The 21700-nt window shown below is 51.5% G+C and carries 18 protein-coding genes; 7 read left to right on the forward strand and 11 right to left on the reverse strand.

Annotated elements, in window-relative coordinates; translation table 11 throughout:
• Nucleotides 1-19 precede the first annotated feature (19 nt).
• Complete coding sequence (gene purB, locus QWY30_RS08365; RefSeq protein ID WP_290240035.1) at nt 20-1396, reverse strand: adenylosuccinate lyase; 1377 nt, start codon at nt 1394-1396, stop codon at nt 20-22.
• A gap of 207 nt (nt 1397-1603) precedes the next feature.
• Between purB and QWY30_RS08370 the strand changes: the two genes are divergently transcribed.
• On the forward strand, nt 1604-2215 hold the full coding sequence (locus QWY30_RS08370; protein WP_290240036.1) for a glutathione S-transferase: 612 nt from the start codon (nt 1604-1606) through the stop codon (nt 2213-2215).
• Here the strand turns inward: QWY30_RS08370 and mnmA are convergent.
• Nucleotides 2205-3302 carry a tRNA 2-thiouridine(34) synthase MnmA gene (mnmA, locus tag QWY30_RS08375; protein ID WP_290240038.1) on the reverse strand — a complete coding sequence of 366 codons (1098 nt, stop codon included), beginning with the start codon at nt 3300-3302 and terminating at the stop codon, nt 2205-2207. The two genes, QWY30_RS08370 and mnmA, sit on opposite strands and share 11 nt — an antisense overlap.
• A gap of 142 nt (nt 3303-3444) precedes the next feature.
• Between mnmA and QWY30_RS08380 the strand changes: the two genes are divergently transcribed.
• Genes QWY30_RS08380 through QWY30_RS08390 form a run of 3 tightly spaced genes read left to right on the forward strand, consistent with a single transcriptional unit; the run spans nt 3445 to nt 6349 of the window.
• The gene (locus tag QWY30_RS08380) at nt 3445-4563 is read left to right on the forward strand and encodes a Re/Si-specific NAD(P)(+) transhydrogenase subunit alpha (RefSeq protein ID WP_290240041.1); all 1119 of its coding nucleotides are present in this window, start codon (nt 3445-3447) and stop codon (nt 4561-4563) included.
• Nucleotides 4563-4904: an NAD(P) transhydrogenase subunit alpha part 2 gene (locus QWY30_RS08385; RefSeq protein ID WP_290240043.1), complete on the forward strand. Its 342-nt coding sequence runs from the start codon at nt 4563-4565 to the stop codon at nt 4902-4904. The genes QWY30_RS08380 and QWY30_RS08385 overlap by 1 nt, the downstream gene beginning before the upstream one ends.
• Nucleotides 4901-6349 (forward strand): NAD(P)(+) transhydrogenase (Re/Si-specific) subunit beta, encoded by a 1449-nt coding sequence (locus tag QWY30_RS08390; RefSeq protein WP_290240045.1) that lies wholly within the window; start codon nt 4901-4903, stop codon nt 6347-6349. The genes QWY30_RS08385 and QWY30_RS08390 overlap by 4 nt, the downstream gene beginning before the upstream one ends.
• Here QWY30_RS08390 and glcF read toward each other — a convergent pair whose 3' ends face one another.
• From glcF to QWY30_RS08425, 7 genes are all read right to left on the reverse strand, one after another.
• A complete protein-coding gene (gene glcF, locus QWY30_RS08395) occupies nt 6350-7579 on the reverse strand; it encodes a glycolate oxidase subunit GlcF (RefSeq protein ID WP_290240047.1) in 1230 nt (409 codons plus the stop codon). It lies immediately after the preceding gene.
• Between the two features lie 10 nt (nt 7580-7589).
• Nucleotides 7590-8690, reverse strand: a complete 1101-nt coding sequence (gene glcE, locus QWY30_RS08400) for a glycolate oxidase subunit GlcE (RefSeq protein WP_290240049.1) — start codon at nt 8688-8690, stop codon at nt 7590-7592.
• A gap of 3 nt (nt 8691-8693) precedes the next feature.
• Nucleotides 8694-10190, reverse strand: coding sequence for an FAD-linked oxidase C-terminal domain-containing protein (locus tag QWY30_RS08405; protein WP_290240051.1), 1497 nt, complete (start codon nt 10188-10190; stop codon nt 8694-8696).
• Nucleotides 10191-10251: 61 nt separating this feature from the next.
• Entirely contained in the window at nt 10252-11667 is a 1416-nt protein-coding gene (locus tag QWY30_RS08410) for an FAD-binding oxidoreductase (protein ID WP_290240053.1), read from the reverse strand.
• 1 nt (nt 11668) lies between these two features.
• Nucleotides 11669-12742 carry a 3-deoxy-7-phosphoheptulonate synthase AroG gene (aroG, locus tag QWY30_RS08415; RefSeq protein ID WP_290240055.1) on the reverse strand — a complete coding sequence of 358 codons (1074 nt, stop codon included), beginning with the start codon at nt 12740-12742 and terminating at the stop codon, nt 11669-11671.
• A 67-nt stretch (nt 12743-12809) separates the two neighbouring features.
• Complete coding sequence (gene tldD, locus QWY30_RS08420; RefSeq protein ID WP_290240057.1) at nt 12810-14267, reverse strand: metalloprotease TldD; 1458 nt, start codon at nt 14265-14267, stop codon at nt 12810-12812.
• Nucleotides 14264-15124, reverse strand: a complete 861-nt coding sequence (locus tag QWY30_RS08425) for a carbon-nitrogen hydrolase family protein (protein ID WP_290240058.1) — start codon at nt 15122-15124, stop codon at nt 14264-14266. The genes tldD and QWY30_RS08425 overlap by 4 nt, the downstream gene beginning before the upstream one ends.
• 314 nt (nt 15125-15438) lie before the next feature.
• Between QWY30_RS08425 and QWY30_RS08430 the strand changes: the two genes are divergently transcribed.
• Nucleotides 15439-15801: an H-NS histone family protein gene (locus QWY30_RS08430; RefSeq protein WP_290240060.1), complete on the forward strand. Its 363-nt coding sequence runs from the start codon at nt 15439-15441 to the stop codon at nt 15799-15801.
• A gap of 74 nt (nt 15802-15875) precedes the next feature.
• Here the strand turns inward: QWY30_RS08430 and QWY30_RS08435 are convergent, their stop codons facing one another.
• Together QWY30_RS08435 and QWY30_RS08440 are read right to left on the reverse strand one after the other, a co-directional pair.
• A complete protein-coding gene (locus tag QWY30_RS08435) occupies nt 15876-16865 on the reverse strand; it encodes a Bug family tripartite tricarboxylate transporter substrate binding protein (RefSeq protein ID WP_290240062.1) in 990 nt (329 codons plus the stop codon).
• 67 nt (nt 16866-16932) lie between these two features.
• Nucleotides 16933-17769, reverse strand: a complete 837-nt coding sequence (locus QWY30_RS08440) for a TauD/TfdA dioxygenase family protein (RefSeq protein ID WP_290240064.1) — start codon at nt 17767-17769, stop codon at nt 16933-16935.
• 125 nt (nt 17770-17894) lie between these two features.
• Between QWY30_RS08440 and pepN the strand changes: the two genes are divergently transcribed.
• Both pepN and QWY30_RS08450 read left to right on the forward strand, forming a co-directional pair.
• Nucleotides 17895-20603 (forward strand): aminopeptidase N, encoded by a 2709-nt coding sequence (gene pepN / locus QWY30_RS08445; protein ID WP_290240066.1) that lies wholly within the window; start codon nt 17895-17897, stop codon nt 20601-20603.
• 54 nt (nt 20604-20657) lie between these two features.
• On the forward strand, nt 20658-21674 hold the full coding sequence (locus QWY30_RS08450; protein WP_290240068.1) for a class 1 fructose-bisphosphatase: 1017 nt from the start codon (nt 20658-20660) through the stop codon (nt 21672-21674).
• Nucleotides 21675-21700: the final 26 nt, after the last annotated feature.

A 21700-nucleotide genomic window follows, 5' to 3' on the forward strand; every position in this document is an offset into this window, starting at 1 on the left:
TAAAAGACTGGTGAAATAACTAGGCTGTTTTTGCAAGACTTTGAGCCAAACCAATGTAACTGCGGGGTGTCATCGCTAGCATGCGTGAGCGGACATCCGCTGGCAGATCCAAACCGCCGATGAACTCGCGTAACGCTTGCTCGGTAATACCCTTTCCTCGCGTTAATGCCTTGAGCTGCTCGTAGGGCTGAGGTAGTCCATACCGGCGCATGACGGTCTGGATGGGCTCGGCGAGTACTTCCCAACAATCATCGATATCTGCGTCGATCGCGGCGGCATTGACCTCCAGCTTGCCTAAACCACGCAAGCACGCGTCGTAGGCCACCAGACAGTAACCGAGCGCAACGCCAAGATTGCGCAGCACTGTCGAATCAGTTAAGTCACGCTGCCATCGAGAAATAGGAAGTTTTTCAGAAAGATGACGCAACACAGCGTTGGCTAATCCAAGATTGCCTTCCGCGTTTTCAAAATCAATCGGGTTGACCTTGTGCGGCATGGTCGAAGAACCCACTTCACCGTCTTTCAGGCGCTGTTTAAAATAACCAAGAGCGATGTAGCCCCAGATGTCGCGATTTAAATCGATCAAAATAGTATTGGCGCGTGCAATCGCATCAAACAAACCAGCCATCCAGTCGTGGGGCTCGATCTGGATGGTGTGGGGATTTTGCTTCAGACCAAGTTCTTTGAGCACAGACGCACTAAATGCTGGCCAATCCAACTCTGGGTATGCCGACAAGTGTGCGTTGTAATTACCTGTCGCGCCATTCATCTTAGCCAAGGGCACAACAGCTTGGATATGTGCAATCGCATCGCGCAAGCGTGCGGCGACGTTCGCAAACTCTTTACCAAGCGTAGTCGGTGTTGCGGGCTGACCATGTGTACGTGCCAGCATCGGCTGCCCAGCCTGGGAGTGAGCCATTTGCTGTAGCGAGGCCAACACCTTTTGCAACTGTGGAACAACTACCTGCTCGCGTGCGCGACCCAACATCAAGGCATGTGATGTGTTGTTAATATCCTCGGAGGTACAGGCAAAATGGATAAACTCTCCCGCTTTTTCAAGCTCCGGGATACCCGCAACCTTTTCCTTAAGCCAATACTCCACCGCTTTAACGTCATGATTGGTCGTGCGTTCAATTTGCTTGATCCGGTCGGCATCCGCCTCGGAAAAGTGACTGACTAGACCGCGCAACACCTTTGTCGCTTCGGCTGAAAAAGGAGGTAACTCAGGCAAACCAGCCTGCGAAAGCCCGATCAACCAGGCAATTTCTACTTCAACCCTGTGCGCCATGAATCCCGCCTCGGAGAGCAACGGTCTGAGCGCATCACAACGTGAAGCATATCGGCCGTCCAGGGGGGATACGGCGTTTAAAACAGTCAAAGCAGGATTTGTTTGCATAGGTGAGAAAGCTGACAAAAAAACGACAAAATGGATTGGATTCAGTTTATCACCCCCGTTTACGAGGCAATAACTCCCCTAAAGTAGCATCTCGGGGTAAGGTATGAGGTGTAAAAAATATACGCTTTTTAGGGTATGCCTTTTCTTTTGCAAAAATTTAATTAGCAAAACTAATATAGTTTAAGCATTGTTGCCACTTATAAACATATGAAACTCATCGCCTCACTCACTAGCCCATATGTCCGCAAGGTGCGCATCGTGATGGCTGAGAAAAAGCTCGATTACCAGATGCAAATCGAGAATGTCTGGGCAGCAGACACCGTGATGCAGGAATTCAACCCCTTGGGTAAGGTTCCATGCCTCATTACCGAGGATGACAATAGGTTATTTGATTCACGCGTCATCGCAGAATATGTAGATACCCTATCCCCTGTCAGCCAGCTGATCCCCAAAACAGGTCGTGATCGCGCGGCAGCAAAATGCTGGGAAGCTCTCGCAGACGGCACACTCGATGCCGCCATCACGATCGTCAAAGAACAGCAACGTCCGGCGGCTCAGCAGAGCCAGGAATGGATTGATCGCCAGTATGGCAAAATCCATGCTGCCATCAAAGCGATGGAAGAAGATCTTGGCACTAAGAGTTTCTGTATGGGTGTGAACTTTAGCCTGGCAGATGTCGCAGTCGGCTGTGTTCTGGGTTATCTGGATTTTAGATTTCCGCACATCGATTGGCGTGCCGAATCACCGAATCTGGCGCGTTTATTCACCAAGCTGAGTCAGCGTCAAAGTTTTATCGACACCGAACCCCCTAAGCAATAATCCCGCCACCCAAACAAATATCCCCGTCATACAAGACGGCGGACTGTCCGGGCGTGACGGCCCATTGAGGTTGATCAAACTTCAAGCTAAACCCTTCAGGACTTTTACCTTCGTTGAATACGCAAGGTGCATCGCTCTGGCGGTAACGCGTTTTAGCTGCATAAGATCCAACGGCCGGTGCGTGACCACTCACCCAACTTGCTTGATCCGCATCGAGCCCGTCTGCCAATAACCAAGGGTGGTCATGGCCCTCGACAACATAAAGCGAGTTTCGAGCCATATCTTTACGCGCGACATACCAGACGGGCCCTGTGCCATCTGAATGTTGATGCCCTTTCACACCACCGATTCCCAAGCCTTTTCTCTGTCCTAACGTATAGAACGAAAGGCCGTGATGCACACCGACCAGTTTGCCCGATTGTGTCAAAATCGGTCCGGGTTGAGTGGGTAAATAACGGTTGAGAAACTCCCTGAAGGGTCGTTCACCAATAAAACATATACCCGTTGAGTCTTTTTTGGTCGCATTGGGTAATCCAAGTTCGAGAGCGATACGACGCACTTCGTGCTTGGTGATCTCGCCTAGAGGAAACAACGTGCGCGAGAGTTGCGACTGGTTCAGTCGATGCAAAAAATAGCTCTGATCTTTAGTGTGATCAACCGCTTTCAGGAGCTCGAATGAAGGCCCGACTTGGCGAACGCGCGCGTAATGGCCAGTCGCGATATGGTCAGCTCCCAACGTCATCGCATGATCCAAAAAAGCTTTGAATTTGATTTCCGCATTACACAGCACATCGGGATTGGGCGTGCGGCCCGCTGAATACTCTCTCAGAAAATCGGCGAACACGCGATCTTTGTATTCGGCAGCAAAATTGACAGCCTCGATATCCACGCCCACGACATCCGCAACGCTTGCGGCATCCAGCCAATCTTGCCTGGACGAACAAAACTCCGAATCGTCATCATCTTCCCAGTTTTTCATGAACAGGCCGATCACCTCGTAGCCCTGCTGTTTAAGCAGCCACGCAGTCACCGACGAGTCCACGCCACCAGACATGCCTACCACTACACGTTTTTTTGCTGTTTCCATGATGTCCAAATTGTAGTCGCTCCCGGTCCATCACCCAGACAACCGCCGGCAATATCGCCTCAAAATGAAGTAAACCACGGGCGCGAACCCCAGTGCGTGGTGTATAACCTAAAGATTCACAACCCAACAGATGGAGAGCTCGATGCGCATCGGAATCCCGCGCGAGACTCGCGAAAACGAAACACGTGTGGCAGCGACACCGGAAACGGTTAAAAAATACGTTGCTGCCGGGCACGAGGTCCTGGTCGAACAAAGTGCCGGTTTGGCTGCTCATTTCTCTGACCAGGCCTATGAGCAAGCCGGAGCCAAAATCGTTGAGGCACAGCAAGCGTTCGCCGCAGCATTGATCCTCAAAGTACGTGCGCCCAGCGCCACCGAACTCTTAAATATCGCCCGAGGAAGCACTTTAGTCGGGATGCTTGATCCATTCGACGAAGCGGGGCTGGACGCAATGGCGCAAGCCGGTGTCACAGCCTTCGCGCTCGAGGCAGCCCCACGCACCACGCGTGCCCAGAGTCTGGACGTCTTATCCTCTCAGGCCAATCTGGCAGGTTACAAGGCCGTTCTGTTAGGCGCGCACTACTACGGCCGGATGTTTCCCATGATGATGACAGCGGCTGGCACGATCAAAGCAGCTCGCGTGGTCATCCTGGGGACTGGCGTTGCGGGCTTGCAGGCGATCGCGACGGCAAAACGTCTGGGGGCTGTCGTAGAAGCCTCAGATGTGCGTCCGGCAGCCAAGGAGCAAGTCGAATCGCTCGGTGCAAAATTCATCGATGTTCCTTTCGAAACTGACGAGGAACGCGAGATTGCCAAAGGCGTGGGTGGCTATGCGAGACCGATGCCAGCAAGCTGGATGGAACGGCAGGCGGCCTTGGTCTCAGAGCGCTGCAAACAGGCGGATATTGTCATTTCAACCGCGCTCATTCCCGGTCGCCCTGCACCCATACTGATTTCTGCCGAAACAGTTCGAGCGATGAAGCCGGGATCGGTCATTGTCGATCTTGCTGTTGAACGTGGCGGTAACTGTCCTCTTTCTCAAAAAGGTCTAGTGGTCTATGAAAATGGCGTCGCGCTGGTAGGTTTGACTAACCTCCCCGGCATGCTCGCTACGGATGCCTCTGCGCTGTATGCCCGCAACGTACTGGACTTCCTCAAACTCATCATAGACAAAGACGCCAATCTGGCCATTGCGCGTGATGACGATATCGTTTCAGCTTGCCTGGTCTGTGAAGGCGGCAAAAACTTAAGGAAGAAATAATGGAAGCCATTAGCCCTACCCTGGTGAATCTCATCATTTTTGTGCTGGCTATCTATGTCGGCTATCACGTAGTCTGGAATGTCACCCCTGCTTTGCATACCCCGTTAATGGCGGTCACGAATGCTATTTCAGCGATTGTTATCGTCGGTGCGATGTTAGCCGCCGCACTCACCGAGGGTGGACTCGCGCGCGGCATGGGCGTTTTTGCTGTTGCGCTCGCCGCAGTCAACGTCTTTGGTGGCTTCCTGGTCACACGACGCATGCTGGAAATGTTTAAAAAGAAGTCACCAAAAGATCAAACCCCAAAAGAAAAGTCCACTGATAACGGGAGTCGCGCATGATTTCCATTAACGTTGTCACCCTTTTCTACCTGATCGCTTCGGTTTGTTTCATTCAAGCGCTCAAAGGCTTGTCTCACCCCACAACCTCGCGATTAGGCAATGCCTTTGGAATGGCAGGTATGCTCATTGCTGTATTGACCACAGCTGCACTCATCGTCAGCCTCGCGCGCGAAGCTCAAGCGGGCACTGGTTTAGCGTGGGTTCTGTTAGGACTGCTGATTGGAGGCTCGATCGGCACTGTCATGGCCAAACGCGTTGAAATGACAAAAATGCCGGAGCTCGTCGCCTTCATGCACAGCATGATTGGTCTGGCCGCAGTCGCGATCGCCGTTGCCATTGTTGCCGAGCCGCACGCCTTTAGTATCGTCGCAGCCAAAGGCGATCCCATTCCCCTTGGCAATCGTCTCGAGTTGTTTATTGGTACTTTTGTAGGTGCTATCACCTTTTCTGGATCTGTGATTGCCTTCGGCAAACTCTCAGGCAAATACAAATTCCGTCTTTTTCAAGGTGCTCCGGTCGTTTTTTCTGGTCAGCACATGGTGAACTTGGCATTGGCACTCGCGATGCTTGGTTGCGGCATTTGGTTCATGCTGATTCAGGACTGGACTCCCTTTGTGATCATGACGATCATCGCCTTTGTTTTAGGCGTGCTCATCATTATCCCGATTGGCGGTGCCGACATGCCGGTAATCGTATCGATGCTCAACAGCTACTCAGGCTGGGCGGCGGCGGGCATCGGGTTTTCGCTTAACAATCCGATGCTGATCATTGCAGGGTCTTTGGTAGGCTCTTCGGGCGCGATTCTCTCCTACATTATGTGCAAGGCCATGAACCGGTCTTTCTTTAACGTGATTTTGGGTGGTTTTGGTGGTGCGACCGATACCGGATCCGCCCCCGGTGAGGGTGTTCAGCGAACGGTTCGCTCAGGCAGCCCGGATGATGTGGCGTTCTTGCTGACCAACGCAGAAACGGTCACCATCGTGCCTGGTTATGGCTTGGCTGTCGCACGAGCCCAGCATGCCCTTAAAGAGTTGGCCGAAAAGCTCACCGATCGCGGTGTCACGGTGAAGTATGCGATTCATCCGGTCGCCGGACGCATGCCAGGCCACATGAACGTGCTACTCGCAGAGGCCGAGGTCCCCTACGATCAAGTGTTTGAAATGGAAGACATCAACAGCGAGTTTGCGCAAACGGACGTCGTACTCGTGTTAGGCGCCAATGACGTCGTGAACCCCGCTGCGAAAACAGACCCCAAGTCACCCATCGCTGGCATGCCTATTCTTGAGGCCTATAAAGCTAAAACAATCATCGTGAACAAACGCTCCATGGCTTCAGGTTACGCCGGCCTGGATAACGAGCTTTTTTACATGGACAAAACGATGATGGTCTTTGGAGATGCCAAAAAAGTCATTGAGGACTTAGTCAAAGCTGTCGATCACTCTTAATCATTTCAAAGCGGTATCGACCACTTCGATCCAATGACGGACAGGAGTATCTGTACCGCTTTGCAGATGACCAATACAGCCGATATTGGAAGACAGCATCACATCGGGCTTGGCTGCATTGAGCTGCCCCAGTTTTCGGTCACGCAAAGCTGTGGAAATCTCGGGTTGCAAAACCGAGTAAGCTCCTGCGGAACCACAACACAGGTGACTTTCGGTAAAGGGCTGCAATGAAAGCCCAAGCGCAGTCAACAACTGCTCGCTAGCCGGACGCAAACCTTGCCAGTGCTGCAAAGTGCATGGCGGGTGGAAAACAGGTCTCTTGGGCAGTTTTGAGAGATCGATATGTTTGGCGAGTGTCTCTGCGTGTGGACTGACAACCTGTGCGATATCCCGCACAAACGACACAATTTTTTCAGCTTTAGGTAAATAAACGGGATCATCTCTCAAATGGTGTGCGTACTCCACCACCATCGCGCCACATCCAGAAGCGTTCATGACGATTGCATCGATCTTGCCAGACTCGACGTGGGGAAGCCATGCGTCAATGTTCTGGCGCATCTGGGCACGCGCACGCTCTTGATCATCAAGGTGAAAACTCAGCGCACCACAGCACCCCGCCCCAGCGACGACTTGCGTTCCAATACCCAGACGGCTGAGTACTCGAATCGTCGCAGCATCAATAGACGGCATCATGGTCGGCTGAACGCAACCAGAGAGCAAGAGCACCTGGCGGGCCAAACCTGAAGTCACTGGAAGTGTGCCCACCGGCCTAGGCTCGATGACTTTGCGTTGCAGTGTTTCGGGTAGCCACTCACGAATTGACTGACCCAATTTATAAGCTGGCGCAAATAAACGCGATGTCAGCCCCTCGCGCAATAATGCGCGTTGAACGCGCTGACCCAGCGGACGCTTCACTTTTTCTTCAACGATCTGTCGACCAATATCGACGAGATGACCGTATTCAACACCCGATGGACAGGTCGTTTCACAGTTACGGCATGTCAGACAACGATCCAGATGCTGTTGCGTAGCCTGAGTGGGCTCCTTGCCCTCTAGAACCTCTTTGATCAGGTAAATACGTCCCCGTGGGCTATCCAATTCGTCGCCCAGCACTTGATAGGTTGGGCATGTCGCTGTGCAAAATCCACAATGCACGCAACGACGCAAAATATCGTCAGCTTCTTGTCCGAGCTTGGAGTCACGTGCCCACTGCGCCAAATTGATCTGCATGTTTGTCTCGTTATAGACCTGTGATCAAACGACCTGGATTGAAAACTGACTTCGGATCGAATTCCTGTTTGAGTCGTCGCACGATGGTTGCGACACCTTGACTCAATGGATGAAAAACACCTTCTGGCGGCAAGTTTTTTGCCTCAGGCTGTCTAAATAATGTTGCATGGCCGCCTGACCGCTCAGCCAAGCTTCGAATCAACTGAGGGTCGGTATCGGCTGCGATCCAGCGTTGTCCGCCCCCCCACTCGATCAAGGTCGGCCCCGCATTGAGTGCCGGTGTACCCGGCGCACAGGCGACACGCCAAAGCACTGGCGTGGCGAAAAAATCCAATGTCTGCTCACGCAACGCTGCCCAATACTCGATTGCAACATCGGCATCCATCACTTCGCCGCCGAGCAATTGCCTGGCAGATGAGAGTGCGGCAGCCGCTCCCGCCAAACGCACGCGCAAACGCCCAGCTCCGCCAATTGACTCCCAAGAAGTTGCGGAGATTGGCAAAGGCTGCGCGCGCCAGCTCAAACATTTCGCCAGCGCCGTTGATTCATCCATATCCCATTCCAGCGTACATACCTCGAATGGTTTTGGGGCGACTTTGATGGAGACCTGAGTCAGGGCACCAAACATCCCAAGAGCACCTGTCAGTAAACGTGAAACGTCGTAGCCGGCCACATTTTTCATGACCTCGCCACCGAACTTTAGAATACGCCCTTGCGCGTCCAGCAAATGGGCGCCAAGTACATAATCCTTCACAGGTCCTGCGCTATAACGCCCGGGACCCGCCAGACCAGCAGAAATACATCCTCCTACCGTCGCTTGAGGCCCGAAAGCAGGAGGCTCAAAAGCCAACATCTGTCCTGAAGCATCCAGCGTTTCGACAATTTCCTGCAAAGGAGTGCCTGCCAAAGCGGTGATCACCAATTCAGAGGGTTGGTAGTTCACGATCCCGCGAACGCTTCGCATGTCGAGAGTGACAGGTGCCTCGCCCGCACGGTCAAAAGGATTGCCATAAAAGGATTTGGTGCCACCACCACGGATCAAAATAGGTTTAAAACTGGCACGCGCGGACAACACCTGTTCGATCAGCTGAGAGATTTCATAGTTCGTCATAGCTCAGAATCTCGGCAACTCAGGAAAAGGAATCGCTCCACCGTGCACATGCATCTTGCCGTATTCAGCGCAGCGAGCCAGCGTCGGGATCACTTTTTCTGGATTGAGTAAACAGGCGGGATCGAAAGCACGTTTGACCGCCATGAACATATCCAGTTCGTCCCGACTGAATTGCACACACATCTGATTGATCTTTTCCATTCCCACACCGTGCTCGCCCGTGATGGTCCCGCCCACCTCGACGCACAGCTCGAGAATCGCTGCACCAAAATCCTCCGCACGCCGCACTTCATCTTCGATATTTGAATTGAACAGAATCAAGGGGTGGAGATTCCCATCTCCAGCATGAAAAACGTTGGCGCAACGCAAGCCAAACTGCGTTTCCATACCCTGAATCGCTTTAAGCACATCTCCCAGACGTCGCCGAGGGATTGTTCCATCCATGCAGTAATAGTCGGGAGACACACGACCGGCTGCTGGAAAAGCGTTCTTGCGACCCGCCCAGAAACGCAGCCTCTCGGCTTCACTTGTCGAAACCTGCAGTCGTGTTGCACCGGCGCGCTGGAAAACTTGTTCCATGCGCTGAAGTTCTTCAGCCACTTCTTCAGTTGTGCCATCAGACTCGCACAACAAAATGGCCTCGGCATCTATGTCATAACCAGCCTTGACAAATGGCTCCACCATCTGGGTAGCCTGCTTGTCCATCATCTCAAGTCCGGCAGGAATAATTCCGGCACCGATAATTTTGCCAACCGCGTCACTCGCCTTTTCCACGTCATCGAAACTCGCCATGATGACACTGGCTAAGGCTGGCTTGGGCGTCAATCGTAAGGTGACCTCGGTGACCACCCCTAGCATGCCTTCCGATCCAACAAACACGGACAGCAAATCCGGGCCCGGACTGTCGGGCGCCAGAGAGCCTAACTCGACGACATCGCCTTCCATCGTCACCATTCGAACTTTGAGAACGTTATGAATGGTCAGACCATATTTGAGGCAATGCACACCTCCCGAATTCTCAGCCACATTCCCGCCAATTGTGCAGGCAATCTGACTGGATGGATCCGGCGCGTAATACAAACCGAATGGCGCAGCCGCTTCGGAAACCGCCAAATTCCGAACACCAGGCTGAACAACAGCGATCGCGGCTACCGGATCAATCTGCTTGATTTGATTGAACTTGGCCAGTCCGAGTAAAACGCCTTGAGCATGCGGCATCGCACCACCCGACAAGCCCGTACCCGCACCGCGGGCCACGACTGGAACGTTCAGACGTTTACAGACCTTAAGAATATTTTGGACCTGCGCCTCTGTCTCGGGAAGGACCACGGCCATCGGCAACGACCGATATAACGACAATCCGTCGCACTCGTACGGTCGAGTGTCCTCCTCGCGACTGAGCACACAGTGCGGTGGAACTGCCGCCCGCAGTGCCAGGACCACCTCTTCTTTGGGCGGCACAATCAAGGGGGACAAGCCTGTATCAATGATCGCATTCATAGGACACAACAATACCTTGGAAGGCAAGTTTTCGCAGGACAGGACTTACCCGAGGTATGCCTTACATTCGGGGATCTAAAACCTTTCCCGGGTTAAGGATATTATTGGGGTCGAATGCCAGCTTGAGTGACCGCATCAGATCGAGGGCATCCTCTCCATGCTCATGCACCATGAATTGCTTTTTATGCAAACCGATTCCATGCTCTCCAGTACAGGTCCCATCGGCCTGAATCGCTTGCATGACGAGTTGATAATTCAGGCGCTCGGACTCCGCCCATTCCGCCTCACTGTCAGGATCAAGCAGCATCAAGACGTGGAAGTTTCCATCACCTACATGACCGACGATCGTGCTGGGAAAACTCACTTTGGATAATGCCTCAGTCGCAGCATCAATACACTCGGCTAGACGGGAAATGGGCACGCAAACATCTGTGGTGCTGGCTTTGCAACCAGGACGAAGCTGCAAACCGGCAAAATAGGCATTATGTCGCGCAGTCCACAAGCGATTGCGGTCCTCGGGACGTTCTGCCCATTCAAAATCCATTCCGCCGCAATCCTTGGCAATATCCTGAACTGTTTGCGCCTGCTCCTTCACGCTCGCTTCGCTCCCATGGAACTCAAACAGCAGCAGAGGAGTTTCACGTAACGTGAGTTTGCTGTAGGCGTTAGACGCGCGCACCGCTTCAGCATTCATCAACTCAACTCTCGCGACTGGCACGCCAAGCTGAATTGTTTGAATGACACACTCAACCGCGTCATGGACGCTTGGAAAGTTGCAAACCGCGGCACTCACTGCCTCAGGCTGAGGATAAAGCTTGACGGTCACCTCGGTAATAACACCAAGGGTACCTTCACTGCCGACAAAAAGCCGGGTCAAGTCGTAGCCAGCCGAAGATTTTCTGGCACGGCGCGAGGTCCGAATCACCTTACCTTGCGCCGTCACGACGGTCAGTGAAACCACATTTTCGCGCATCGTGCCATAGCGCACGGCATTGGTACCCGATGCGCGTGTCGCGGACATTCCGCCTAAGGAGGCGTCCGCACCCGGGTCGATCGGAAAAAATAAACCCGTGTCACGGATCTGCTCGTTGAGCTGCTTACGCGTCAACCCAGCTTGAACGGTGACAGTCTGATCTTCGGCATGCAAAGCGACAATCTTGTTCATTCTGGTTAAATCCAGACTGATGCCGCCTTGAACTGCCAAAATGTGGCCTTCTAGCGAGGAACCTGAGCCGTAAGGAATAAGCGGAACCCCATGCTTATCGCAAAGCTTGACCACTGCGACCACTTCGTCTGTTGACTCGGCAAACACCACACCATCGGGCAACATGGAAGGAAAAGGCGACTCATCCTTGCCGTGATGATCCCGTACGGCATTTGACCGTGAAAACCGATCGCCAAACTTTGCTTGCAAGTCAGCAATCATTTCATCCGGAATCGGGCAACGCAGGTTTTGACTTTCGTGCGGGGCGTTCATTTCATTGCTCGTTTTTTAACAAGGTACGACGGCGCTGCTTAACGGACTCAGCCAATGCCACGAGAACCTGGGCAGAACTATCCCAATCGATGCATCCATCCGTCACACTCTGTCCATACACAAGCGGCTGACCGGCGATCAGGTCCTGACGACCCGCCACCAGATGACTTTCGATCATCAATCCCATGATTCTTGTCTCGCCCTGAGCGATCTGCGCGCCAACATCGGCACACACAGCGGGTTGATTCTCAGGCTTTTTATTACTGTTGGCGTGGCTGGCATCAATCATGACACGTTGCGCCAGACCAGCCTTTGCCATTTCCTCGCAAGCCGCCTGCACACTTGCCGCATCATAATTAGGAGCCTTTCCACCACGGAGGATCACATGGCAATCCTCGTTACCCAGAGTAGAAACGATCGCGGAATGCCCCGCCTTGGTCACAGACAGAAAGTGATGAGGCTGGGAAGCCGCTTTCATGGCATCCACAGCAATGCGGACATTACCATCGGTTCCATTTTTAAATCCCACCGGACAAGACAGGCCTGAAGCAAGCTCACGATGCACTTGGCTCTCAGTCGTGCGTGCGCCAATCGCGCCCCAGGACACCAGATCGGCGATGTATTGGGGCGTAATCATGTCCAGAAACTCACATCCCGCGGGCAAGCCCATGGCATTGATTTCAAGCAACAGACTGCGCGCAGTGCGCAACCCTTTATTGATATTGAAACTTCCGTCGAGCTCGGGATCGTTGATCAAGCCTTTCCAGCCAACAGTCGTACGTGGCTTTTCAAAATAAACGCGCATCACGATCTCAAGCTCGCCACTGAATCTGTCGCGCTCGGCCTTCAGTCTTTTTGCGTACTCCAGCGCAGCCTTGGTATCGTGAATCGAGCAAGGCCCGATGACCACGACCAAACGGTCATCCATTCCGTGCAGAATACGATGAATAGACTGACGGGTTTCAAACACCAGCGATGAAACCTCGGGCGTGCAGGGATTCTCACTCATCGCATGTGAAGGTGGCGCGAGCTCTTTGATCTCACGGATACGCAGGTCATCGGTATTATGTGGCACAACTCACTCCTGAAACAGATAGCTTTTGAAATTAAAAATTTGATCGAAGCAACAATGCAGTCCGGCGTCAGGCCGTACCGCCCACAGTCAAGCCTTCCATCTTGATCGTGGGCATACCCACTCCGACAGGAACGCTTTGCCCTTCTTTACCGCAAGTGCCAACACCGCTGTCGAGCTTCATATTGTTCCCAATCATACTGACACGGTTCATGGCCTCTGGACCACTGCCAATCAAGGTCGCGCCCTTGATTGGGTATGTGATGCGGCCGTTCTCAATCATGTAGGCCTCGGAGGCGGAGAACACAAATTTCCCGCTCGTGATGTCAACCTGGCCGCCGCCAAAGTTCGCGGCATAAATACCTTTTTTTACGGACGAAATCATTTCCTCCGGCTCTTCGGTACCCGACAACATGAACGTGTTGGTCATGCGAGGCATGGGCAAATGAGCAAAAGACTCACGACGTCCGTTCCCAGTGATGGCGGTCTTCATGAGGCGGGCATTGAGCGTATCTTGCATGTACCCCTTCAAAATCCCGTCCTCAATCAGCACATTGCGTTGTGTGGGATTGCCCTCGTCGTCCACGTTCAAAGAACCACGGCGCCCTTCAATCGTCCCATCGTCCACAACAGTGACGCCTTTAGAGGCGACTCGCTGACCAACCTTACCAGAAAACACGCTTGAACCTTTGCGGTTAAAGTCACCTTCGAGTCCATGCCCGACCGCTTCATGCAACAAGATGCCGGGCCAGCCCGCGGCAAGGACTACCGTCATCTCTCCGGCGGGTGCAGGACGCGCGTCAAGATTGACCATCGCCTCATGCACAGCGAGATCAACATAGTGCCTGAGTGTTTCGTCGGAAAAATACTCCAGTCCGGATCGACCACCACCACCCGAATGACCTGTTTCCCTGCGACCGTTGCGTTCGACTACAACCGACAAAGACAAGCGCACCAAGGGACGAACATCAGCCGTCAATCTACCGTCGCTCCCCGCGATCATCACCACGTCGTATTCCATCCCGAGGCTCGCCATCACTTGCTTGACATGCGTGTCCTTGGCTCGCGCCATTTTTTCGACTCGCTCCAGCAGGCCTACTTTTTCAGGCGCAGTCATTGTTGAAAGCGGATCAACTGGCAGGTAAAGGCTTAAATTGCGTTCGGATTTTGTGCCCTGAACGCGTGATTTGCCGGCACCTTGACGAGCGATACTGCGCACAGCATGCGCAGACGAAAGTAAAGCGTCCGCAGACAACGTGTCGGAATAGGCAAAAGCCGTTTTTTCACCCGCCACCGCCCGCACACCTACACCCTGAGAAATCGAAAAACTGCCCGTCTTGACGATTCCTTCTTCGAGACTCCAGCCCTCGCTGCGGGTATATTGAAAATACAGATCGGCATAATCGACCTTGTGCGTAAAAATCTCACCGAGCGCTCGATTCAGGTCGGTTTCGTCCAAGCCCCAAGGATCCAGCAGCAGACTCTTGGCTGTGGACAATGATGAAATAGCAGGATCAATCAGTTTCATTTATCAGCAAAAATTTTTCGGTGTGAAAGTGCAGGCAGGGATTGCCGAACTTCCTGTAAACGACCAGGCTCTATGGTACCGCTTACGATCCCCTCATGCTCGGGTAATACCTCCAGGATATCCCCCCAGGGGTCAATCAACATCGAATGCCCCCAAGTCCGACGGCCATTTTCATGATGGCCGCCCTGAGCCGGAGCCAAAACATAGCACTGGTTCTCGATCGCTCTGGCGCGCAGCAAGATCTCCCAATGTGCCTGCCCTGTCGTATAGGTGAAGGCCGAGGGCACCAAAATCAAGTCAACCTGACCCATCGCCCGATATAACTCAGGAAATCTCAGGTCATAACAGATCGATAATCCTAAAGTGATTTCGGGTGTTTCTAAACGGACAATTTTTTGTCCCGCCAAAATTGCGCGCGATTCATCGTAACTCTCATTACCCCGAGCAAAATTAAATAAATGTATTTTGTCGTAACGGGCAATTTGTTCCCCATTTGGCGTATACACAAGTTGAGTATTAAATACGCGGCCTTGATCGGGAGAGATCAGCGGAATACTGCCGGCAGACAAATAGATGTGATGTCGAATAGCCGCCTCTGATAAAAAATCTTGAATTGGTCCAGTGCCTTTAGTTTCCGCCACTGATAATTTATCCGTTTCAAGTCGTCCCATTAAGCAGAAATATTCCGGCAAAACAACAAGACGCGCACCTTGGCTTGCCGCACGTTCGATCAAAATGGAAGCAGTTTTAAGGTTTTGTGCAACCGATGCGGCCGAAACCATCTGAATCCCAGCGACTTTGAGCGGTGCGGCCAAGCAGGTCAGCGGCAGAGTTGCGGATTGCGCAGATATATTCATATTGATTTCCATTTTTATATTTAATTATTCTTAATGATATCAAGCTGTAAAGTTAAATATGATTATTAAATATCATTTAATATGATTGAAGATTCAGCAGATTTAAATAAAAATTTTAATTTATAATTTTTCAGTCAAAATTTTCGTTGATCTAGTCGTATTAATAATCGTGGTGACAATCATGAATAGTAGAAATAGTCATAATTAATATCGAGATTAACATGTACAGAATCCAGACGATTTAGTAAAGTTAAAACATATTAAAAACACTATAAATTTTGCTTTAAATTTTTACTTCAAATAAAGGCAGGGATATGTCTCGTCAAAACTACGCAAGCCAGCAAGCAAAAATTCAGAAAGAAATCGAACGCCTGAATAAACAGGCTCAACTTTTGCAAAGCAAGCAGCGCAAACCCGTCATTTCTGGCATTTTGCGTTCAATGAAAGAATACGGAATCACTCCGGATGAAATCGCTGCAGCTTACGGGAAAACCGGCTCAAAAATTCGCAAAATCAGCGTTGAAAAGTCAGCTAAAGTGTCCGTTACCAAAAAATCTGTCGCCCCTAAATATCGTCATCCAGTAACATCCGCGACATGGACTGGCCGGGGCAAAGCTCCCCTTTGGATCATAGAAGCCGAAAAAAATGGTCAAACACGTCAGCAATTCTTGATATGATTATTTTCAATTAATAACAACAAACAAAAGGCCGAGATTACTCGGCCTTTTGTTTAAAAATATCATTTTAAAATTTAATCAATGGTAGCGCCTGAAGCACGCACTGCTTTGCCCCACTGCTCTAAATCATTATCAATGACCTTTTGAAACTCAGGCAAAGTCGTAATGAGTGTAGACGCTCCTCTCGCTCTTAACTGCTCGACAACCTTGGGATCTGCCAACACCTTATTAATCTCGGCGTGAATCTGCTGACGAAGAGGCATGGGTGTGGAGCTAGAAACAAATAAAGCAAACCAGGAGTCCAGCGCTAAGGCGGGATAGCCAGCTTCACCGAAAGTTGGCACGTCTGGCAAGGCTTCCGAGCGCCGCGAGGCCGAAGCAGCCAGAGGACGTACCGCACCGCTCTTGATTTGACCCATCACAGAAGGGGCGCTGGCATAAACACCCTGTACCTGGCCACCCATCACATCAGTTAATGCAGGTGCCACGCCTTTATAAGGGACATGGGTCGTCTTGATGTCAGCAGCCAAACCTAACATTTCATTCAGCAAGTGGTTGACCGAGCCATTTCCAGAAGAAGCGATATTGATTTTGCCAGGATTAGCCTTGGCATAAGCGACATATTCGGCAATATTTTTAACTGGCAAAGACGGGTTGACGACCAATACAAAAGGTAACGTTGCGAGCGATGCGATTGGCACCAAGTCTTTGGCCATGTCAAAAGACATTTTCTTGTAGAGCGAGGGGTTAATCGCATGAGTACCGGAATAACTCATGAGCCATGTTGTCCCGTCACCTGGAGATTTAGCCACTGCTTCGCTACCGATATTCCCTCCAGCGCCCGGACGATTTTCCACGACGATCGTGGTGTTCCAGCGTTGGCTCAGCTCGGAAGCCATTAAACGTGCGATCGCATCAGAGGCACCACCCGCCGCCTGTGGTACGATAATTTTGATTGATTTGCCTGTTAATTCAGCTGGGATTTGAGCAAAAGCGCTCAGCGAAAAAGAAACCGTCACTACGCTAAACGCAGCTACCAAGATTTTCTTTAAATTAATTTTCATTATTATTCACCCGAATATTTATATATGCCAGAAAGACAATTTATTTTATTCAATTGATATTGAACAATTATTTCGGTTTATCACCTTTCAGGGTAATACGATGTAACAAACGCTTGTGACCATGGTAATCATTAATTGGATTATGCAAAACACAGCGGTTATCCCACAACGCAATTGATCCGACCTGCCAGGCAAACCGGCAGGTGAACTCAGGCCTGACCTGATGGGCGAACAAATACTTCAACAAGGGTTCGCTTTCTTCCTCGGTCCAACCCACAAAACGCGTTGTATGACCGGGATTGATATAAAGAGCCCGTCGACCCGTCTCGGGATGAATACGGACAACTGGATGTTCAGCACTCAGCTCCTCTCTCTCGGAGGCCTTTGCAGAATCAGCCAGCCGATCTTCTCGGGTCTTGGTGACAGCGGCCTTGGCAGAAGAGTTCACAGCATACATACCCGTCAGTGTCTCTTGCAAAGCTGGCGAAAGAGACTCAAAGGCAGCGTAGTTGCTTGAAAAAAGAGTGTCCCCACCGTAGGGCGGGATTTCACGGGCAATCAGCATCGTCGCCATGGGCGGTTCTTTCAAATACGTGGTGTCCGTATGCCATACCCCACCGAAATTATGCTTTTCATGGGGCAATTTCAAAACAGGAATGATCAGGGGAAAATCAGGTAACCCTTTCACAAAGGGGTATTCCACTACTTCACCAAAACGCATTGCAAAGTTTTGGAAAGTCTCACAGTCAAGCGGCTGATTGCGAAAGAAAATCACGCCATATTTCAGCCAGACTTCGCGAATCTGGGCGATTTGACTATCACTAAGATTGCCTTTCAGATCAATGCCATGTATTTCAGCACCAACAGAACCAGAAAGTGGTCGAACCTCAAGTTTTGCATTCATAGCTTTGACATATCGTGAATCAAACAAGCCCCAATGATAGGACAAAATCAAGGTTGCATAGGAGAGATTTATTCGTTTTCAGGGCTGCGCTCATACAATGCTAAAGATTCTTATTGGATAACAGCATGCGTACAGAGACCGGCACAACCATTCGACGCGAAGACTATCGCCCTTTCGCTTTTCGTATCCCAACCGTTCAGCTGGAATTCGAGCTCGAGGCAGACCTGACTTGGGTGCGCGCTCAAATGATTGTCCAGCGACGGATGGATCTTCCCCGCGTCAGTGATCTCGAGCTCGACGGTGAAGATCTCGCACTGATTTCGATTCATATCAACGGTGATCTTATTGGTGCCGAAAGATACACGCTAACACCTAATACTCTCAAGATTCTGGACGTACCTGACCACGCAGAAATCATCATTGTCAGCACATGTCAGCCCGCAAAAAATACGAGCCTCTCAGGGCTGTATGTTTCTGGCAAGAGTCTTTTCACGCAATGCGAAGCGCAGGGCTTCAGGAAAATTACCTGGTTTGCCGACCGACCCGATGTGATGTCCGTTTATCACGTTACGCTTCGCGCTGATCGCAAGCAATATCCCCTATTGCTCTCCAATGGCAACCTGGTTCTCAAAAAGGATCTTGACGATCAGCGTCATGAGGTGCAATGGCACGACCCATTTGCAAAACCAAGTTATTTATTTGCCTTGGTCGCTGGAGAATTCGGTTGCAGAGAGCATCAGACCATGACTGCGAGCGGTCGCAAAGTTTTATTGCAGGTCTACAGCGACCCGGGTTCCGAACATCAAACGCAATGGGCGATGGAGTCTCTCGAGCGCTCATTGCGTTGGGACGAGCAGCGTTTCGGCCTTGAGCTCGACCTTGATCGGTTCATGATTGTGGCCGCGCGGGATTTCAATATGGGCGCGATGGAAAATAAAGGCCTGAACATTTTTAATGCGGCCTATGTTCTCGCAGACCCCAACACCGCAACTGACTCGAACTATCAAGCCATCGAAGCCGTGATTGGCCACGAGTATTTCCACAACTGGACCGGCAATCGGGTCACTTGCCGCGACTGGTTCGAACTGAGCCTTAAAGAAGGCCTCACGGTGTTTCGAGATCAAGAGTTCACCGCTGACATGATGGCTCAAGGACTGAGCGCCACTGCGGCGCAAAGCGCTCGCGCAATCAAACGCATCGATGACGTGATCACATTGCGGGCCGCACAGTTTCCTGAAGACAGCGGTCCGATGGCACACCCTATCCGACCCCAGAGCTATCAAGAAATCGGTAACTTTTATACGGCCACGGTCTATGAAAAGGGCGCCGAGGTGATTCGCATGATGCACACTTTGTTGGGTGAGCAAGCATTTCGCGCCGGAATGGATGAGTATTTCCGACGACACGACGGTCAGGCTGTGACGTGCGATGATTTTGTTGACGCCATGAACTGGGCCTTGCAAAAAAAAAATCCGACCAGAGATCTCACTCAATTTAAACGCTGGTACAGCCAGGCAGGCACTCCGCGCGTAAACGCTTCACTTGCCTTTGACGCGGCGACGCAGTGTTGCACACTCACGCTCAGTCAGGAATGCGCACCAGTTGGTGTTGAAAAGCAATCGGGCATGAAAAAATTACCATTTCATATTCCGATCACAGTCGGGCTGCTTGATGAGAAAGGCCAACCACTTCCGCTCGCACTCAAAGGTCAAGATGACCAGCCTGACACCGAAAAATTACTCGAACTGACCAAGGAAACTCAAAGCTGGACTTTTGAGGGTATTTCAAAACGCCCCACCCCTTCTTTGTTGCGCAACTTTTCTGCTCCTGTCAATTTGATCTACCCCTATACCAACGAGGAACTTGCGTTGCTGTCTGCGCACGACAGCAATGCTTTTGCGCGCTGGGAGGCCGGGCAAGAGCTTGCCACCCGACAAATCCTCGCCATGGCAGCGATCTGGCGAGAAACCGGACAAACGCCGGCACCGGACCCCGTCATGATCGACGCCTGGGGATCGATGCTCAAGGACACCGATATCGACGCTGGGTATCAAGCTCGCGCGCTGAGTATGCCTCTTGAAAAAACAGTGCTCGAACGTATGAGCGCCATGGATCCAGTCGCTGTTGCCCAAGCTCGAGTCTCTCTAAAACGTGTCATTGGCCAGCACTTCTGCAAAGAGCTTATAGCGACTTACCACCAGCAATCCACACCAGGAAAATACTCTCCCGCACCTGGACCAGCAGGCAAGCGTGCACTCAAAAATCTTGCGCTTTCCTTTCTTGTCACCGCCCACCAAAAGGAAGCGATCGAGCTTGCTTTCCAGCAGTTCAACCATGCCACAAACATGACTGACAGGATGGCTGCCTTCACTACACTCGCGCACGAAACACAAGGAGCGCGAACAAGTGATGCCATCACGCAGTTTTATGAAAACTGGCAGCATGACCCTCTTGTTATCGACAAATGGTTTGCCGTGCAGGCGTCCTCCCCACTTGCCACAGCAAAGAGCATGACCGGCCTGATGGCGCATCCCGCCTTCAATTTGCGCAACCCCAATCGTGCCCGCTCCGTCATTTTTCAATTCTGCAGTGCGAATATGCTGGGTTTACATGCGGCTGATGGTACTGGTTATGCGTTTTGGGCAGATCAAGTCCTTGCCCTGGATACGCTCAATCCAGAGATCGCCGCCCGACTCGCACGCGCGTTTGATCACTGGTCACGTTTCATTCCGGGCGTTAAAGACCGTATGCAGCAGGAATTGCAACGCGTAGCAGCCCATCCGAACCTTTCGCGCAATACAATGGAGATCGTTTCCAAAGCACTTGCGCTCTAAGCACCTGTCACCCAAATACACTCATCTCTCACACAAACAGATCGACACCATAAAATGAAACGTAAAACACTCACTCAATATCTCGTTGAGCAACAGCGCGCCTCACACGCCTTGAGCGCAGAAGTTCGTCTGCTGATTGAAATCGTCTCCAGAGCCTGCAAGACCATTAGTCATTCAGTCAGCAAAGGCGCACTGGGGGGAGTACTCGGCAGCCTTGAGAGCGAAAACGTTCAAGGTGAGGTGCAAAAAAAGCTGGATGTGATTTCAAACGAAGTTCTGCTCGAGGCCAATGAGTGGGGTGGGCATCTCGCTGCGATGGCCTCCGAAGAGATGGAGACGATTCACCTGATTCCCAACCGTTATCCCAAGGGCGAATTTTTACTACTGTTCGACCCTCTGGATGGTTCGTCAAATATTGATGTGAACGTCTCGATTGGCACCATTTTTTCTGTGCTTCGCGCACCTGCCAGTGCTTCGGGTCGAGAAATCACAGAGCAAGATTTCCTTCAGCCAGGCAGCACGCAAGTCGTGGCTGGTTACGCCATTTATGGCCCCCAAACAATGCTTGTCCTGACGATTGGACAAGGTGTGGTTGGCTTCACGCTGGACCGTGAAATGGGTTCATGGATCTTGACGCACGAAAACATGACTATTCCGGCCGACACGAAAGAGTTTTCCATCAATATGTCTAACATGCGCCATTGGGCACCTCCCGTGCGTCGTTATATCGATGAATGCCTGGCCGGTAAAACGGGCGTTCGCGGCAAAGATTTCAATATGCGCTGGATCGCTGCAATGGTGGCCGATGTTCACCGTTTGATCACGCGTGGCGGTATCTTTATGTATCCGTGGGATGCGCGAGAGCCTGGCAAACCCGGAAAATTACGTTTGATGTACGAAGCCAACCCGATGAGCATGCTGGTCGAACAGGCCGGAGGTGCAGCAACAGATGGCAACCAGCGTATTCTCGATATTCAGCCCACTAGCCTGCACCAACGTGTCGGAGTCGTGTTGGGATCGAAAAACGAAGTGGAGTTGGTGACTCGCTATCATCATGAAGCGAACAAGTAAATAAAAAGCCTGCCAGAACAATCATC

Source organism: Zwartia panacis (assembly GCF_030410395.1).
GTDB lineage: Bacteria > Pseudomonadota > Gammaproteobacteria > Burkholderiales > Burkholderiaceae_B > Zwartia > Zwartia panacis.

Bases quoted from the DNA above. Each gene is read 5' to 3' on its own strand.
- purB (WP_290240035.1), bottom strand. From the start codon at position 1,396: ATGCAAACAAATCCTGCTTTGACTGTTTTAAACGCCGTATCCCCCCTG.
- mnmA (WP_290240038.1), bottom strand. From the start codon at position 3,302: ATGGAAACAGCAAAAAAACGTGTAGTGGTAGGCATGTCTGGTGGCGTG.
- QWY30_RS08405 (WP_290240051.1), bottom strand. From the start codon at position 10,190: ATGAATGCGATCATTGATACAGGCTTGTCCCCCTTGATTGTGCCGCCC.
- glcF (WP_290240047.1), bottom strand. From the start codon at position 7,579: ATGCAGATCAATTTGGCGCAGTGGGCACGTGACTCCAAGCTCGGACAA.
- QWY30_RS08390 (WP_290240045.1), top strand. From the start codon at position 4,901: ATGATTTCCATTAACGTTGTCACCCTTTTCTACCTGATCGCTTCGGTT.
- QWY30_RS08380 (WP_290240041.1), top strand. From the start codon at position 3,445: ATGCGCATCGGAATCCCGCGCGAGACTCGCGAAAACGAAACACGTGTG.
- QWY30_RS08435 (WP_290240062.1), bottom strand. From the start codon at position 16,865: ATGAAAATTAATTTAAAGAAAATCTTGGTAGCTGCGTTTAGCGTAGTG.
- QWY30_RS08370 (WP_290240036.1), top strand. From the start codon at position 1,604: ATGAAACTCATCGCCTCACTCACTAGCCCATATGTCCGCAAGGTGCGC.
- QWY30_RS08450 (WP_290240068.1), top strand. From the start codon at position 20,658: ATGAAACGTAAAACACTCACTCAATATCTCGTTGAGCAACAGCGCGCC.
- glcE (WP_290240049.1), bottom strand. From the start codon at position 8,690: ATGACGAACTATGAAATCTCTCAGCTGATCGAACAGGTGTTGTCCGCG.
- QWY30_RS08385 (WP_290240043.1), top strand. From the start codon at position 4,563: ATGGAAGCCATTAGCCCTACCCTGGTGAATCTCATCATTTTTGTGCTG.
- QWY30_RS08410 (WP_290240053.1), bottom strand. From the start codon at position 11,667: ATGAACGCCCCGCACGAAAGTCAAAACCTGCGTTGCCCGATTCCGGAT.
- QWY30_RS08425 (WP_290240058.1), bottom strand. From the start codon at position 15,124: ATGAATATATCTGCGCAATCCGCAACTCTGCCGCTGACCTGCTTGGCC.
- QWY30_RS08430 (WP_290240060.1), top strand. From the start codon at position 15,439: ATGTCTCGTCAAAACTACGCAAGCCAGCAAGCAAAAATTCAGAAAGAA.
- tldD (WP_290240057.1), bottom strand. From the start codon at position 14,267: ATGAAACTGATTGATCCTGCTATTTCATCATTGTCCACAGCCAAGAGT.
- pepN (WP_290240066.1), top strand. From the start codon at position 17,895: ATGCGTACAGAGACCGGCACAACCATTCGACGCGAAGACTATCGCCCT.
- QWY30_RS08440 (WP_290240064.1), bottom strand. From the start codon at position 17,769: ATGAATGCAAAACTTGAGGTTCGACCACTTTCTGGTTCTGTTGGTGCT.